We start from the raw sequence: 16016 nt of genomic DNA, 5'->3' as shown, positions 1-16016 counted from the left end.
AGGCACTATCAGCAACCTCAATAAAAAGGCATATGAGCATATCGAAACTTGGCGTACACGCCCATTGGTCGGCAGCTATCCGTATGTCTATGTGGATGGCGTCTATCTGAAACGCAGTTGGGGTGGTGAAATCCAAAATGTTTCTATCCTTGTTGCCATTGGAGTCAGCAACGATGGCTGCCGTGAAATCATCGGTGCAGCTGAAGGGATGAAAGAAGACAAGGAGAGCTGGCGATCCTTCTTTGTATGGCTGAAAGAGCGAGGCTTAACTGTAGTCCGCCTGATCATCGGAGATAAAAATCTCGGAATGCTTGAAACCATACCAGAAGTATTTCCGGATGCCCATTATCAACGCTGTACTGTCCATTTTTACCGGAACATTTTCTCTGTTACTCCACGTAATAAGATGAAGGCTGTAGCCATGATGTTAAAGGCCATTCATGCCCAGGAGAGCAAGGAAGCAGCACGTGAGAAGGCACGACAGGTTGCTGAAAAACTGAAGGAAATGAAGCTTAGTTCTGCTGCCAAAAAGCTACAGGATGGCATTGAAGAAACTCTAACCTACATGGACTTTCCAACACAGCACTGGACCAGAATCCGGACCAATAATACCATTGAACGGCTGAATCGAGAGATCAAACGCCGAACCAAAGCAATCGGCGCTTTTCCTGACGGCCAAAGTGCTCTGATGCTCGTATGTGCCAGACTGCGCCATGTAGCCGGAACCCAATGGGGAACCAGACGTTACATGAATATGGATCACCTTTCCAAACCAGAGGATGACCTGCTGTCTGATATCATAGCCGGTTAACTGCCATCTGCTGAACGGCAGAAATTAAATTTGCGAAAAACTATTGACACTATCGTTTGTCAACAGGTCCACTTTGAAACGGTCTCACAAAATAACGATGAACCCTTTCAATAGGAAAAGGTGGGTTCATTTGAACCCACCCCTCAAACGTGCATAAATACTAGCATTTTGGAACTCTTAGAAATCCATTTCCTTAATTAGACTAAACTTTCGGACTCGTATATTACCTTTTCTTTGAATTATTTCATCCTCTGCCTTTTCTATGTTGTTACTTTACTCTTCATAATACGTTTAATAATATTCTTAAATCGATGCATCCAATAACCTTTTGGCCAAATCAACTATTTTTTCATTTTCTACGCTTTCTGCCTTTTCAATAAAGTCACCTGCAGAAGAACATTCTTTATTTTGTATAAATTCCAGCACCTCATCATCCATCGGGCAAATATAAACCCTTTCATCCTCATTTGGTTTTTCCTGCATTTCTTTAAAAATACATATTTCTTGTGCAAAATCTTCAAAACCAAATGCCTGTAACTGTTTAATCAATTGTTCCGAATCACTATAGACATCTTCGATATACAAATACCCTTTCAAAAGAAGAATGTCTTGCAAGCCTGGAGATAAAGGCGCATTAAGAATGATTTTTGCACCCGGTCTCATATTGACGAAATTAACATAGATTGATTTTGCAATCTTCTGAGTATCTACGTCAAAATATTTGTATACTGTCTTATCACCATTATAAGAAAAAACAATTGTATTACATCCATCCTCTGAAACACCTGCAACCTCTTTCATTTTCTGTTTAACTTCATCATAGCATCTCTGTCCCAAATTTCTAACGTGTTTCAATTCGCCATCAGACATATGCGCCAATTCAGAAAAAGTATTAATTCCTGCTCTTTTCAAACAATTATATGCCCTAACAGATAATTCTAGTTCATCTAAATCATAATCAATATTTTCTTTAATATCTTCTTTAGTAGTTATTGAAACACCATATCTCTTCATAATTTTTTCTATATAGAAGCTTCGATTCTGTCTATTTTCAACAAGTGAAACTATTTCCTCAATCAATAGGTCAGATAATCTTGATGAATAAAAGTCATCGTATTTTTCAAGAAGAATCTTATACATATTTCTTCCAGTCAGACTTTTTGAACGTGAAGGATGCCGTAATTTTCTAAATGCTTTAGCCTCAACCTCCGACACTTGTTCACAAGTTAAGCTTAAAATACTCGCAACTTCTTCAACAGTTTTTTCTTCTAAATTATTAATTCCAACTCTCAAATTAATAACTTTTTGCTCTCTATCCGTCAAAGTTTCTAAAACACTATACATTATGCCTTCACCATATTTTAAGGCATCATTGACAACTATTATTCCGGTTTCTTCATACATTTTTAGCAACAGATTTATATATGGCGTAATGTCAATCTTAACAATCTTATCTGAATAAAATGCAATACATTGCTTCTTCTCCATTTTTGTCCCTCCCGTTGTCTTAGTCCACAAATTTAATATTACCACTCTGTTACTTGCATATTTAACACCTCTTTCTGCTATAATAACGCCACTGACCCGTCTACTGTTCCTCTTAGTTTCTCTACTTCTTCTTTATATTTATAAAACTCTTCTTTAGTTATTATTATTCCTTTATCTCCAATTTCAGTGTCACTATATGATGCTCTTATCATACAATCAAAATAATCAGATGGAAGAGAATTAATATTAATATGCGGATTTCTTTTTTTAAAAGATTCTAATGCTGAATCATAAAAATACCATTTACGAAATACAGGCTCACCTTTTTTGTAATCAAATTCACATGATAATTTTGCTAGTTGTTTACCAGTTTCATGTTCAAACCAACACCAAATGTTATTACATCTTGGATTTCTTTTTGATATTGTCAATATTGGTTGACACATTTGTCTCAAAGATATCACTGACTATGCAGCCAGGTCCAAAGATTGATAGTATCTCTGGCGCTTGATGCTCGGAGGAAGCCCACCGTTAGCAGAGCAGATCCTCCTGTTATTCCAGTAACTGATGAAATATCTCCAAATGAGAACCTTCAGTTCCTCTGTGGTCACAGTTTCCGTATTGTAGCGGTCATAGAGAAGCTCACTTTTCATTCTGGCCCACATGCTTTCGCATCGGGCATTATCGTGACACCTGCCACCAGCACTGTTCATGCTTTGAATAATGCCGTATTTTGCTAGAGCCTTACGATAGGCTTCACTGGTATATTGTGTTCCTCTGTCAGAGTGTACAATAGCCCCTCGCAGATCAGGGTATGCCAGATAGGCATTATCCAGGGTATGCTCACACAAAGTTGCTTTCATGTTGGTTTCCATTGCCAGGCCAAGGACACTGGAATCAAAGCAGTCAAAGATAGCTGAAACATATAGTTTTCCATCTTTAGCCTTGATTTCTGTGATGTCAGTTACACATTTTTCAAGTGGCTTATCGGATTTGAAATCTCGCTTCAGAAGATCATCTGACTTACGAGCTTCCCGATCAGCTTTGGTAATACCATTCGGCTTACGCTTTGGTCGATGACTAAGACCTATTTCATCCATGACCCTGTAGACGGTTCGCTCACTAGGAATTTTGAGTCCTTCCGGTTTCTTAAGGAGAAGTGCCTGATACATGCGAATACGCCCATAGGTATCATTGTATTCATCCTCCGTATGGATTGCTCTTATAGCATCAGCGAGGTCCTGATATTTCCAGGGCCGGTCTTTATTAGCAAGATATTTGTAGAACCCCTGGCGGCTGACACCAAGCATCCGGCAATAGAATGAGAGTTTTCCCTTAATCGCGCCGTCTTCTGTTTTTATGGCAATGAACGTCATTCTTTGGTTTTTGCCGACTTCCGACGGCTGGCTGCGAAAAAAGCACTTGCTTCCTCGAGAAATTCATTTTCCTCTTTGAGACGCCGGATTTCTTTATCCTGATCCTTGACGCGTTTGCGGAGCATAGCAAGTTCCTCAGCGAGGCTCATTGCACTTTCTGGAGTATGTGCACCGTTGCCAATATCCAATGTGCCGGCTCTAACTGCTTTTAGCCATGTATGGATGGTTCCTTCTGGAATACCTAATTCTTTGGCTGTCTTAGCACCGCCGATTTCTCTGGCAAGTTTGACAGCCTGGACCTTATATTCGTGGTCGTATTTACGTTGGGTACGCGACATTGAGAGTTCCTCCTTATTCTCTATATTATACATGAATTCTTTGAGAATAAGGTGTCAACTTTATTTATACAACATCACTCTTTTAAGACATAATCCTTAATCTCCTTATAAGTCGCCTTACTCTCCGCACTCGTCACATCAAGCTCATCCAATTCTAACTCCACCTCAACATAATCGTCCGCTTTCCGTTGGGACAAGAGAACAACAGTCTCCACATGACTAGTCCATGCAAACATATCTACCGGCCACGCCTCCTCGGCCCGATATCCCCGCTTCACCAGATACTTAAGGTCCCTGGCCAGAGTCTCCGGATTGCAGGAAATGTAGACGATCTTTTCCGGTGCCAGCTTCACCACAGAGGAAAGGAAGGCCTCGTCGCTTCCCGCCCGGGGCGGATCCATAAACACCACGTCGGCATGCCCGCCCTGCTCTGCCATCTCCACCATGAATTTTCCGGCATCGTTCTGATAAAAGCGGATGTTTTTGACTCCGTTCCGTTTGGCGTTGGCAACGGCATCACGGACGGCATCGGGATTCAGCTCCACGCCAATGACCTCTCCGGCTTTGTCTCTGGCGGTCAGGCCGATCGTTCCGATCCCGCAGTAGGCATCGATGACCCTCTCTGTCCCGCGAAGCTTCGCCAGTTCCATGGCCTTCCCATAAAGGCGCTCCGTCTGAACAGGATTCACCTGATAAAAGGATTTCGGAGAAATGCGGAAGATCTTGCCGCAAAGAGTATCTTCAATATACCCTTTTCCATAGAGGACGATCTCCCGGTCGCCCAGCACCATGCTTGTCCTCCTGTCATTGACATTCAGCACAACCGAGGTGATCTCCGGATGAAGCTGACGGAGAGCCTTCACAAAATTGTTTTTGGACGGAAAGACCGGTGATGCAGTCACCAGTACCACCAACACCTGGCCGGAGGCAAAACCCCGGCGGATCAGAACATGGCGGAGAAGGCCATAGCCACTGTCCTCATCAAAAATCCGGATCTTAAAGGACTTCAAAAGGCCGCGGATATCACGGATAATGGCATCGGAAATTTCGTCCTCAATCATGCAGCTATCAACCGACACGACCCGGTGGCTGTTCTTTTCATAGACCCCGGAAATAATGGCGCCGTCCCGGCGTCTGTCAAAAACCGCATGAACCTTGTTTCTGTAATGATAAGGGTTCTCCATACCTATAATCGGGCGCACCGGGCACAGGTCTTTCAGAAGCTGATTGACAAGCTTCTGTTTTTTCTTTAACTGCTCTTCGTAGGAAAGGCCCTGATAGTCACAGCCTCCGCACTTTTTGGAGACCGGGCACAGCGTTGTCCCGGGAACCGCTGCAGAGCGCTCTTGTCGGACTTCCTTTCCCGTTTTTTGTCTCAGCTCTGTTTTCCCCGTCGGGTTCTGTCTCCCGCCTTTCCGGCCTCCGCCCCGCTCCGCCGCAAACTTTTTCTCGTCTTTATTTTTCATCGCACACCTGGAAGATATAAAATTTTAAATAATAAGAGTCCTCTGCTGCCCAGAGGATCGGATGGTCCGGAGCCTGGGTCCTGTATTCCACCTGACGGAGCCGTTTGTGAACATTGCGCGCCGCCTGACCGATGGTCTGGGTGAACAGTTCATAATCCATAAAATGGGAGCAGGAGCAGGTTGCCAGATAGCCTCCGTCCTTAATGAGCTTCATGGCCCGCAGATTGATCTCCCGATAACCCTTCACTGCATTTTTGATGGAGTTTCTGGATTTGGTGAAGGCCGGCGGATCCAGGATCACCACATCAAACTTCTCTCCCTTTCTCTCCAGCTCCGGCAAGAGTTCAAACACGTCGGCGCAAACAAAATCCACCCTGTCCTCCAGATGATTCAGCGCCGCATTCTCCCGTGCCTGGGCCACTCCCAGCTCAGAAGCGTCCACCCCCGTCACATGGGCCGCCCCGGCCAGTCCCGCATTTAAGGCAAAGGAGCCGGTATGGGTAAAGCAGTCCAGCACCCGTGCGCCGGAACACAGCTTCCAGATTGCTTTCCGATTGTATTTCTGATCCAGGAAAAATCCGGTTTTCTGTCCCTCTTTCACATCAACCATATAGTGGACCCCGTTCTCCTCGATCTCCACCTTGGTGTCAAAGGGATCGCCGATAAAGCCCTTCGTCCGCTCCATTCCTTCCTGCTCACGGACTTTTGCGTCACTTCTTTCATAGACGCCGCGGATCCGAATGCCGTCCTCTGCCATGAGGGCCTTCAGTTCCTCAATGATCAGTCCTTTAAACCGGTCGATTCCAAGGGCAAGGGACTGTACCACCAGCACATCGGAAAACTTGTCCACCACGATTCCGGGCAGAAAATCCGCCTCTCCGAAAATCACACGACAGCTTCCGGTATCCACAACCTTCTTCCGGTATTCCCAGGCATTTTTCACCCGCATACGAATAAACGCTTCATCCACCTGAGCATCCTTGTTTCTTGTCATCATACGGACGATCAGCTTCGATTTTCTGTTAATAAAGCCCCTTCCGAGGGGATAACCGTCAAAATCGTGAACCTCCACGATATCTCCGTCCTCAAAGGTTCCGACAATACTTGCCACCTCATTATCGTAGATCCAGGGGCCTCCCGCCTTCAGCGAACGGCCCTCTCCCTTTTTCAATGTTAAAATTCCGTTTCCCATTTCGTTCCTCCCGGTTCTCTTACAATCCTTCCCCATCAAAGGCAGGAATAAAGCTCTCCTCGGCGGTCTCTCCCTCCTGAATGAAGCCATGTTCCACACCGATGGAAATAGCATGATCGATCAGTCTCTCATATTCCCGTTTTGTTACCCGGCGGTTGAGCTCCGGCCAGTCCCGCACGTGGGGAAGCGGCGTATACTGATTCATCAGACTCAGATACACCCGGTTTCCATACGTCCTGTAAACATAATCCACCACTGCTCTGGCATTCTTCAGATGACCCGGAAGCAGAAGATGACGGACGATCACGCCCTTTTTCATCATTCCCGTGTCATCGAACACTGCCTCGCCGGTCTGACGCACCATCTCCTCCAGGGCAGCCTTAGCCACCTCCGGATAATCGGCTGCCCGCGAATACCTCGCTGCCGCCTCCGAATCCATATATTTAAAATCTGTCAGGTAAATATCCACAATTCCTTTCAGAGTCTGCAGGGTTTCCACCTTTTCATAACCGCTGCAATTATACACAATAGGAATACAAAGCCCCTGCTGCCTGGCCATTTCCACTGCCCGGATGATCTCCGGAGTATAATGAGTCGGCGTCACCAGATTAATGTTGGCCGCCTCCTTCGCCTGCAGCTCCAGAAATATTTCTGAAAGCCGCTCCACAGAGATCCATCTGCCTGACTCTGCATGAGCAATATGATAATTCTGGCAGTACACACAGCGAAGCGGACAACCGCTGAAAAACACTGCACCGGAGCCCTTTTCCCCGGAGATGCATGGTTCCTCCCACATATGAAGTGCTGCCCTTGCAGCATAAACCCCATTTTCCCCCGCGGTTTTGCAGACACCGGTCTGCCCCGCGCTCCTGTCTGCGCCGCAATTTCGCGGACAAAGCCTGCAGCCTTCCATTTTCATCCCTCTTTTCCAGCTTTTATTATACTGGAAAGCCGATGGGTTTACAATGGAAAAGTACCTGCAGACTCTGCCGAACTGCAGCCCCGTCCGTGTGTTCAAAGGTCATTCCGGACGTTGGACAACAGCTGCAAATCGCAGAAAAAAGCTCATCCGGAGAAATCGTCCCGGTACCAAGGGCTTTATGCTCATCCCGTTTCCCATTGTTGTCATGGAGATGAAGATGACCGATCTTCCCGGCCAGTCCTGTCAGCCATTCCGCGGGGGTCTGGACGGAATATGTATTTACATGGCCCACATCCACACAGGCTGTAAAATATGGGCAGTCCGCTTTATCGAGGATCTCCGCCACAACCTCCCAATGAAGATCCAGCACATTTTCCAGATGTACCGCTATGGTTCCATCACATTGTTCCAGAAACTCCTGCCAAAACTCTGCTGCCTTGTCCGGCCATCCTATCTCGTAGCAGGTATCCGGATTAAATCCGCTGTGAAAAATAATTCTTTCAGCGTGAAGATCCTTAGCGCAGGCGTATGCCTGACGAAATCTGGTCATGGTCGCCTGCCGGATCAGCGTATCAAAGCTCCCCGGATTCAGATCCAGAAAGGGCCCATGAACAGAGACCGGCCGCCCGGTCAGATATGATCCCAGCCGCTCCCGATACGCAGTCAGCGCAGCCTGTCCATGATCCAGATTATCTCCTATTCCAAATTCGATCGTCTCAATCCCCAGTCCCGGTGTTTCGTCCAGAATCTCCTTAAACTCCTGATCCGGAAACAAATGGGAAATGTAAACTGTATTCATAAATTTTTCCCTCACGACTTCTTTGGTTTTTCGCGGCTCAACATAGATATCCAGAAGAATCAGCGACACGCTGTCCTTATACTGTTCCAGAAGCTCCAGCGCCTCCAGGCCGTTATCCGCTTCCAGGATCTGATATTCCACGGACAGGATCTCGCTTAAGATCTCCCGATTGAGTTCATTATCTTCCACAATAAGGATCTGTTTCTTCTGTACCATGATACTTTTTCTCCGATCTTCCAACTATTTCCGTTAATTTTTCCTGCGCAAAAGGCTGTCACCTGTTTTATTTCCCTGCTTTTTTCCGCCTCTTGAATTGATACATATTCTGATCTGCGGTTTCTTTGACTGTCAGAATGTCGTCCCCTGCCGTAAACGACGCGGAACCGATAGAAACATAGGGAAGATAATTCTGCATTTTCCTTCTGCTGTTCAATTCATTTATCAGTTTTCTGTAATCTGCTTCTGCATCCGCATTTTCCTTTAATAAAACACAGAACTCATCCCCGTCGATCCGGTAACAAAATCCGTCTTTTGAATAGGCTTTTTTAATGGACGCTGCAATCTCTTTCAGACATTGATCTCCAATTAAGTGACCATAATTATCATTTATTTTCTTAAAATCATCAATATCAAACACAATCAGGGTTCCGTTTTGTGATAATGCATCTGTCTTGTTCAGATAACTGTTCTGGTTCAACAGGCCGGTAAGTCCATCCAATTGCTGCCACATTCCGTTGCAATATGTTAAGAAAAGAATTGCCAGGAGCGAGACACACAGCCATGTTACATGGGCAAGAAAAATCGGAACTGCCGGCGTCAAACCAAATCCCAGATAGTTTGCAATGATATTGAGCCATCACAGGGACACCGGCCCTTTATCCATCGCAACGGTAACTACCTCCAGAACAGAAATCACAATAATCAATACGAAAGACCGGATAAACCACTGTTTTCTCTGTTTATTTACTGTCTCATTATATTTTGTAAGAATACACATGATTCCCAGCACAAAGACATCAATGATTGTGATAATTAAAAAATAATAATCCATTGGCTCCTACTCTCAATTCTGTTCTCTTCCGGCATTCAAAAATGCTACCGTTTCCACATGCACCCCCTGGGGGAACATGTCCACCGGCTGCACCCGCTCCAGCCGGTATCCCTCCCGGCATAAATATTTGAGATCCCTGGCAAGAGTCGAGGAGTCGCAGGACACGTAAACGATCTTTTCCGGATTCATTTTGACCATGGTGCACAGCAGCGTCTCATCGCAGCCTTTCCGGGGTGGATCTACCACAATGACATCGGCCGAAGCGCCCTCGTGGTTCTCATACCATTCCGGCAGCACCTCCTCCGCCTTCCCCACAAAGAACTCTACATTGGAAATCTCATTTAATGCCGCATTTTCCCTGGCATTCTCAATGGCCGCCGGAACGATCTCCACGCCGTAGACCTGCTTTGCCCTCTTTGCGAGAAACAGAGAAATGGTACCGATGCCGCAATACAGATCCCACACAGTTTCCTGCCCGGTAAGGCCGGCAAATTCCAGAGCCTTTCCGTAAAGCCGCTCCGTCTGCACCGGATTCACCTGATAGAAGGACTGGGGAGAGATCCGATAGGTCAGATCCCCGATCCGGTCAGTGATATAGGGGCTGCCCGCCAGATACACCATTTTATTGCCCAGGATCACGTTGGTCTTTTCCCGGTTAATGTTGAGGGAAACGGATGTCATCCCCTCAATCTTCATCAGCTCCTCCGCCAGCCGCCTGCTGTTTGGAAGATTGTTTCCATTGATGACCAGACAGACCATGATCTGCCCTGTATGATAGCCCACGCGGATCAGCGCGTGGCGGACAAGCCCTCTGTGCATCTCCTCCTCATAAGGCTCGATCCCGTACTCCTCCATAAAGGAGCGGATCGTTTCCAGAATCTTCCGGTTCACAGGTGCCCCCAGAAGGCAGTCCTCCGCCTCAATGATCGAATGGGTCCGCCCCGCATAAAATCCGTAAATGATCCTGCCGTCTTTGGATCGTCCAAAGGGAAACTGTCCCTTATTCCGGTAACGGAACGGCCCCCGGATCGTAGGATCTGCCATTTCTCCGTTTCCATACGGTGCAGTCTCCTCCATGCCGATAATGGGCTCCATGGGAAGCGTTTCCGGCTGAAAGCCGCCGATCCGCACCAGGTGGTTTCTCACCTTATCTGCTTTAAAGGCAAGCTGCCGTTCGTAGGACATGGCCTGAAGCTGACAGCCGCCGCAGGGCGCAGCCACCGGACAGCCCGGCTTTACCCGGAAGGGCGACGGTTCCAGGATCTCAACAAGGCGGCCGTAACCGTAGGTTTTCTTTACCTTGACCGCCTTTCCCCGGATCCGGTCTCCGATCACAGCGTCTTTAACAAAAAGGGTATAGCCATCAACTCTGCCTATCCCCTCGCCCTGCTCGCTCATATCTTCAATGGTCATTTCAAATATCTGATTTTTTTCCAAGCTCGTTACTCCCTTTACTCTGCACATTTCTGCCGCACAGGCTGCCCTACAGCTCCGTCGTCATCCTCACATTGGAATCCAGAAGCCGGTTGAAGCCCAGCCAGTCGTGATTGCCCGCATTGCTGTCAAACAGCTCCGTCAGGGTCTGCATCTTTGCATCTGTATTGTCAGCGAAGTTTAACGCCACCGCCTCCGCAAGGGCCGGCTTCTTCGGCGAACCGTATTCAAATTCTCCGTGATGGGCCAGAATGCAGTGCTTAAGCTCCGCTGCCGTCTTTGCAGGGAAGCCGGGGATCCGCCGGATCTTCTCATCCACCATCAGCGTTCCGATGACGATGTGGCCCAGAAGCTGGCCCTCATCGGTATAGGCATTTTCCGGAAAATCCGAAAGCTCCCTGGTCTTTCCGATATCATGGAACAGGGCGGCAGCGATCAGAAGATCCCGCTTCAGGATCGGATAATGCACGCAGTAAAAATCACAGAGCTTCACCACACTGAGGGTGTGCTCCAGAAGTCCTCCCACAAAGCCGTGATGAACAGTTTTTGCCGCCGAATGGCTGCGGAATTCCTTCACAAACTCTGTATCATTCACAAAAAAGCTCTCAGCCAGTGTTCTCAGCTTTTCATTTTTAATACTCTTCACAAAGCCCAGCAGCTCTCCGTACATCTGGCCGATGTCCTTGGAGGATACCGGCAGATAATCGGCAGGATTGTATTCTCCCTCCGATGCCACCCGGAGGCGCCGGATGTTGATCTGGAGCGCTCCCTGAAAGCTGGTAACGTCCCCGTCAATTTTAATATAGGACAGTGCCTCAAAATGATCGATTCCGGCGGACAGATCCCAGATCTTTGCATCCACCGTACCGGTCTTATCCTGCAGCGTGAGAGAATAATAGGTCTTTCCCATTTTCGTCTTGGCAATCTGCTTGGTCTTGCACAGATAAACCTCAGAAACCCGTTCACCCTCACGCAGAATTTCAATATATTTCATGTCTCTCTCCTTCTGTCTTCCCCGGTCAGTCCCGGCTACCTGGCTCCCAGCTTCACCGGAATTTCCATCTTTGTATAGCCGTCCCGGCCCTTTCGCTGCACATATATCATAACGACCGACTCCGGAACCTTTCCTTCCAGGAAGGATTCGATCGTATTCATATTGCGGATCTCTGTATCGTCGATTCCAACCACGATATCTCCGCTCTGAAGGCCGGACTCGTAGGCCGCTCCCTCAAGAACCACCTCCGCCACGTAGACTCCTCTGGGAATCTGTTTTTTTGCACTGATCTCCTCGGTGACCTCCTGGCCGATGATTCCCAGATATGCCAGCCTGGATCCGTTGGACAGCCGCTCAATACTGCTCTTCAGATCAGAGATCCCGATGGCCGCCGTATTCGTTCCCGTCGTCTTCGAAGTGATCATGCCCACGATCTGCCCCTTGGTATTGATCACAAAACCAGTGGCCTGACTGTCCGTGGACACATCTGTATAAAGCATGCGGACCTCCATATCCTCCCGCGGAACACCGGAACGGACATAAGTGATCATGCCGTAGACAAAGGAGCCCACGTAACCCTTGGGGCTTCCCACCAGGATCACAGGCTGTCCCGCCCTCGCCTCAAAGGAATTTCCGAGGGGAACAACTTCGATCTTTTCCCTGGTTTCCTGATCCACGCTGGCCAGGGGAACGCTGACAATGGCAATTCCCGTCCGCTCATCCACAGATTTTACCGAAGCCTCCGTACGGCTTCCGTTGCAGAAGGTTACCTGCACTGCCATTTCATTGTTCCGGGCCTGATAACCGGTCAGGATCAATATCTCATAAGAACTGATATTCCAGATAACGCCGGAGGCTTTTCCCTCCGTCTCAATGGGATTGTCAAACAGATCCATGGTCTGCGTGATGGTGGTCACTGTCACGATTCCCCGGTTGGCCTGGGAAGCGATCTCTCCAAGAGCCTGATACAGGCTTTCATAATCCGCGATTCCCCACTGATACGACTCCACCGCCGATTCCACAACTTCCTTGATATCTTCCTTCGTCTCCGTTTCCGGCTCCGTTTCGGGCGGCGTTTCCCTCGTCGGAGCTTCCGTTGTCTCCTCGTCACGTGGAAGATGGATGGCCGTCTCCGGCTCCTCCTTTTCAAACCATTTCTCCGCATGAGGCTTTAAACACACAAAAACCACACAGGAAACTGCGCCGAACACCACTGCGCCGACGATCAGCATCACAATGCGCCGGATCCAGTTTCTCCTGATCTCTGCGCGCCCCAGCACCCGTTCCCGCACGAAAACCGGCGGATTATCCTCCTCAGAAAAAGCCTCCGATTCGGACCCGTGCTCTTCCTCCCGGGACTGCTCCTGTCCCCGAAGCTCTTCGTTCTCCTTATGATGTTCCTGATTGTGATGTTCCTGATTGTGATTTCCCGAATCCTTTCGATTCCTGTTTTCCAGATCTGCCATACAACTTCTCCCTGATAACAGACGACAACACAACTGCATGGGCCATTTGCCCGATTGTATTCATTATACGTGATATCCCCCTTATTTTAAAGTATTTTCATAAATTTTTTCAAAAGACACCGGTATCAGTGTCGGCGGGGCAGCACGGTACCCTCTGTACACTCACGCCAAATTCTGGTATACTAACAGTCGAGGAGAATTGCTTATGAACAAAAAAGTTTTGCACACACTGGAATTTGAAAAAATACAGGAAAAGCTTACGGATTATGCCTCCAGCCTGCCGGGAAAGGAGCTTTGCCGGAAGCTGGAGCCCATGACCCATATAGACGATATCCGTCTGGCCCAGCGGGAAACCACCGATGCCCTGACCAGGACCTTTCACAATGGTTCTCTGTCCTTTTCCGGTGTCCGCGATATCCGCGGCTCCGTAAAACGGCTTCAGATCGGCGGCATTCTCAGCATGTCCGAGCTTCTGAATCTGAGCAGCCTTCTGACTGCCGCAGCCAGAGTCAAGTCCTACGGGCGAAGCTCGGCGGCTGACGGTTCCGGCGATGATGTCTTCACTGATTCCCTGACGGAAGCCTTCAGCCTGTTGGAGCCGCTGACTCCGCTGAATCAGGAGATCATGCGGTGTATCGTTTCCGAGGAGGAGATGAGCGATGAGGCCAGCCCCGGACTGAAACGTGTGCGCCGCGCCATGCGCCTTGCCGGTGACAAGATCCACAGTCAGCTGAACTCCCTGCTCAACACCAATCGTTCCTACCTTCAGGATGCGATCATTACCGTGCGGGACGGCCGCTACTGTCTGCCGGTAAAGGCCGAGTATAAGGGGCAGGTGCCCGGTATGATCCACGATCAGTCAGCCTCCGGTTCCACCTATTTTGTGGAACCCATGGCCGTCATCCGCCTGAACAACGAGCTCCGGGAGCTGGAGGGCGAGGAGCGCAAGGAGATCGAAGCCGTGCTTGCCTCCTTAAGCGCCATGGCAGCGGAGCAGACGGTTTATCTGGAATCCAATTACGAGCTTCTCGGACGGCTTGATTTCATTTTCGCCAGAGCCGCCCTTTCAGCCCATTATCAGGGCACAGAGCCTGTTTTTAACGAAAACGGTTATATCCATATCAAGGACGCAAGACATCCGCTGCTGGATGCCAAAAAGGTGGTTCCCATCACGGTGACCCTGGGAAGGGATTTCGATCTTCTGATCGTCACCGGGCCCAACACCGGCGGCAAAACAGTCTCCTTAAAGACCGTCGGCCTCTTTACCATTATGGGCCAGTGCGGGCTCCACATTCCCGCCTTCGAGGGCTCGGAGCTTGCTGTCTTTGAAGAGGTCTTTGCCGACATCGGCGATGAACAGAGCATCGAGCAGAGCCTCAGTACCTTCTCTGCCCATATGACCAACATTGTCTCCATTCTGGAAAAAGCCGACCAGAGATCCCTGGTTCTTTTTGACGAGCTCTGCGCCGGAACGGACCCCACCGAAGGGGCTGCTCTCGCCATTTCGATCCTGACCTTCCTTCACAATATGCAGGTACGGACCATGGCAACGACCCATTACAGCGAGCTGAAGGTGTTTGCCCTCTCCGCGGACGGCGTGGAAAATGCCAGCTGCGAATTTAATGTGGAAACGCTGCGGCCCACCTACCGGCTGCTCATCGGCATTCCCGGAAAGAGCAATGCCTTTGCCATTGCCGGAAAGCTGGGGCTTCCCGAATTTATCGTGGAGGATGCAAGAAAACGGATCGGCAGTGAGGACGCCGCCTTCGAGGATCTTCTATCCGATCTGGAAAAGAGCCGGCTGGAGCTGGAAAGGGAACGGCTGGAGCTGGAAAGCTATAAGGCTGAGGCCGCCATGCTCCGTGATAAGCTGGCCGGCAAGCAGACCCGATTGGACGAAAACAGAGAAAAGATCCTGGCAAGGGCCAACGAAGAGGCCCGCCGCATTCTTTCCGACGCCAAAACGACGGCCGACGAGACCATACGCAACATCAACCGTCTGGCTTCCCAGTCCGGTGCAGGCAAAGAACTGGAAAAGGAACGGAAGAAGCTGCGCGACCATCTGAACAAGGTCAATAATGATATGGCTGTCAAGGCACAAAAGCCGAAAAAGGATTACCGTCCCGAGGACTTCAAGATCGGGGATTCCGTCCGCGTCCTTTCCATGAATCTGAACGGAACCGTCAGCACCAGGCCCAATGCAAAGGGTGATCTGTACGTACAGATGGGGATTCTCCGGTCCCAGGTCAACATCCGGGATCTGGAGCTTCTGAATGAGGATACCATTTCCACCCCTGCCGGAAGCTTCGGCGGCGCAGGGAACGGCAAAAAGAACCGTTCCTCCGGCAAAAAGGGTGGTGCAGAAAACAGCGGCTGGACTTCAGGCGGCGGATATGGAACCATGACCAAATCCTTCTCGATCTCCCCGGAGATCAACCTCATCGGGAAGACCACGGACGAGGCCATTCCCGAGCTGGACAAATATCTTGACGATGCCTATCTGGCCCATCTTCCCCAGGTCCGTGTCATTCACGGCCGCGGTACAGGCGCACTGAAAAAAGCCGTGCACCAGTTTCTCAGAAACTGCCGGCATGTGGCCTCCTACCGGCTTGGAGAGTTTGGGGAAGGCGGCACCGGCGTTACCATTGTAGAGTTTACTCAGGACAAATAGGAGGGACA

General features: G+C 49.0%; 15 protein-coding genes. 2 read left to right on the top strand and 13 right to left on the bottom strand.

The window, feature by feature from the left end; genetic code table 11:
* Positions 1–811: IS256 family transposase (locus tag QJ036_RS11515; RefSeq protein WP_283231525.1), on the top strand; the 811-nt coding region annotated here is incomplete at its 5' end.
* 303 nt (positions 812–1114) lie between these two features.
* Here the strand turns inward: QJ036_RS11515 and QJ036_RS11510 are convergent.
* The 13 genes from QJ036_RS11510 to QJ036_RS11450 all read right to left on the bottom strand — a co-directional run bounded on the left by QJ036_RS11510 (position 1115) and on the right by QJ036_RS11450 (position 13337).
* Positions 1115–2299 (bottom strand): DNA-directed RNA polymerase subunit alpha C-terminal domain-containing protein, encoded by a 1185-nt coding sequence (locus tag QJ036_RS11510; RefSeq protein WP_283231524.1) that lies wholly within the window; start codon positions 2297–2299, stop codon positions 1115–1117.
* Positions 2300–2376: 77 nt separating this feature from the next.
* Complete coding sequence (locus QJ036_RS11505; RefSeq protein WP_283231523.1) at positions 2377–2763, bottom strand: hypothetical protein; 387 nt, start codon at positions 2761–2763, stop codon at positions 2377–2379.
* A gap of 3 nt (positions 2764–2766) precedes the next feature.
* Positions 2767–3675 carry an IS3 family transposase gene (locus QJ036_RS11500; RefSeq protein ID WP_283231522.1) on the bottom strand — a complete coding sequence of 303 codons (909 nt, stop codon included), beginning with the start codon at positions 3673–3675 and terminating at the stop codon, positions 2767–2769.
* Positions 3672–4013, bottom strand: a complete 342-nt coding sequence (locus tag QJ036_RS11495) for a transposase (protein WP_283231521.1) — start codon at positions 4011–4013, stop codon at positions 3672–3674. The genes QJ036_RS11500 and QJ036_RS11495 overlap by 4 nt, the downstream gene beginning before the upstream one ends.
* Before the next feature lie 74 nt (positions 4014–4087).
* Positions 4088–5479, bottom strand: a complete 1392-nt coding sequence (rlmD, locus tag QJ036_RS11490; RefSeq protein WP_283231520.1) for a 23S rRNA (uracil(1939)-C(5))-methyltransferase RlmD — start codon at positions 5477–5479, stop codon at positions 4088–4090.
* Entirely contained in the window at positions 5469–6671 is a 1203-nt protein-coding gene (locus tag QJ036_RS11485; protein ID WP_283231519.1) for a class I SAM-dependent rRNA methyltransferase, read from the bottom strand. Before QJ036_RS11485 ends, rlmD (QJ036_RS11490) begins: the two co-directional genes overlap by 11 nt.
* Positions 6672–6690: 19 nt before the next feature.
* Positions 6691–7584, bottom strand: a complete 894-nt coding sequence (locus tag QJ036_RS11480) for a radical SAM protein (RefSeq protein ID WP_283231518.1) — start codon at positions 7582–7584, stop codon at positions 6691–6693.
* A 25-nt stretch (positions 7585–7609) separates the two neighbouring features.
* Entirely contained in the window at positions 7610–8608 is a 999-nt protein-coding gene (locus tag QJ036_RS11475; RefSeq protein ID WP_283231517.1) for a TIM barrel protein, read from the bottom strand.
* A gap of 67 nt (positions 8609–8675) precedes the next feature.
* Positions 8676–9110: a GGDEF domain-containing protein gene (locus QJ036_RS11470; protein ID WP_283231516.1), complete on the bottom strand. Its 435-nt coding sequence runs from the start codon at positions 9108–9110 to the stop codon at positions 8676–8678.
* A 138-nt stretch (positions 9111–9248) separates the two neighbouring features.
* Positions 9249–9443 (bottom strand): hypothetical protein, encoded by a 195-nt coding sequence (locus tag QJ036_RS11465; protein WP_283231515.1) that lies wholly within the window; start codon positions 9441–9443, stop codon positions 9249–9251.
* Between the two features lie 12 nt (positions 9444–9455).
* Entirely contained in the window at positions 9456–10880 is a 1425-nt protein-coding gene (rlmD, locus tag QJ036_RS11460; protein WP_283231514.1) for a 23S rRNA (uracil(1939)-C(5))-methyltransferase RlmD, read from the bottom strand.
* A gap of 46 nt (positions 10881–10926) precedes the next feature.
* Positions 10927–11871 carry a 3'-5' exoribonuclease YhaM family protein gene (locus tag QJ036_RS11455; protein WP_283231513.1) on the bottom strand — a complete coding sequence of 315 codons (945 nt, stop codon included), beginning with the start codon at positions 11869–11871 and terminating at the stop codon, positions 10927–10929.
* A gap of 35 nt (positions 11872–11906) precedes the next feature.
* Positions 11907–13337: a S1C family serine protease gene (locus tag QJ036_RS11450; protein WP_283231512.1), complete on the bottom strand. Its 1431-nt coding sequence runs from the start codon at positions 13335–13337 to the stop codon at positions 11907–11909.
* A 205-nt stretch (positions 13338–13542) separates the two neighbouring features.
* Between QJ036_RS11450 and QJ036_RS11445 the strand changes: the two genes are divergently transcribed.
* Positions 13543–16008 carry an endonuclease MutS2 gene (locus QJ036_RS11445; protein ID WP_283231511.1) on the top strand — a complete coding sequence of 822 codons (2466 nt, stop codon included), beginning with the start codon at positions 13543–13545 and terminating at the stop codon, positions 16006–16008.
* Positions 16009–16016 lie beyond the last annotated feature (8 nt).

Source organism: Fusibacillus kribbianus, from assembly GCF_030053595.1.
GTDB classification, from domain to species: Bacteria; Bacillota; Clostridia; order Lachnospirales; family Lachnospiraceae; genus Lientehia; species Lientehia kribbiana.
This window is presented reverse-complemented; position numbering and strand designations above follow the sequence as displayed.

What these genes read in the sequence shown, in the direction of transcription:
- QJ036_RS11500 (WP_283231522.1), bottom strand. Translation starts at nt 3,675, where the DNA reads ATGACGTTCATTGCCATAAAAACAGAAGACGGCGCGATTAAGGGAAAA.
- QJ036_RS11445 (WP_283231511.1), top strand. Translation starts at nt 13,543, where the DNA reads ATGAACAAAAAAGTTTTGCACACACTGGAATTTGAAAAAATACAGGAA.
- QJ036_RS11475 (WP_283231517.1), bottom strand. Translation starts at nt 8,608, where the DNA reads ATGGTACAGAAGAAACAGATCCTTATTGTGGAAGATAATGAACTCAAT.
- QJ036_RS11495 (WP_283231521.1), bottom strand. Translation starts at nt 4,013, where the DNA reads ATGTCGCGTACCCAACGTAAATACGACCACGAATATAAGGTCCAGGCT.
- QJ036_RS11485 (WP_283231519.1), bottom strand. Translation starts at nt 6,671, where the DNA reads ATGGGAAACGGAATTTTAACATTGAAAAAGGGAGAGGGCCGTTCGCTG.
- QJ036_RS11455 (WP_283231513.1), bottom strand. Translation starts at nt 11,871, where the DNA reads ATGAAATATATTGAAATTCTGCGTGAGGGTGAACGGGTTTCTGAGGTT.
- QJ036_RS11480 (WP_283231518.1), bottom strand. Translation starts at nt 7,584, where the DNA reads ATGGAAGGCTGCAGGCTTTGTCCGCGAAATTGCGGCGCAGACAGGAGC.
- QJ036_RS11465 (WP_283231515.1), bottom strand. Translation starts at nt 9,443, where the DNA reads ATGGATTATTATTTTTTAATTATCACAATCATTGATGTCTTTGTGCTG.
- QJ036_RS11450 (WP_283231512.1), bottom strand. Translation starts at nt 13,337, where the DNA reads ATGGCAGATCTGGAAAACAGGAATCGAAAGGATTCGGGAAATCACAAT.
- rlmD (WP_283231520.1), bottom strand. Translation starts at nt 5,479, where the DNA reads ATGAAAAATAAAGACGAGAAAAAGTTTGCGGCGGAGCGGGGCGGAGGC.
- QJ036_RS11510 (WP_283231524.1), bottom strand. Translation starts at nt 2,299, where the DNA reads ATGGAGAAGAAGCAATGTATTGCATTTTATTCAGATAAGATTGTTAAG.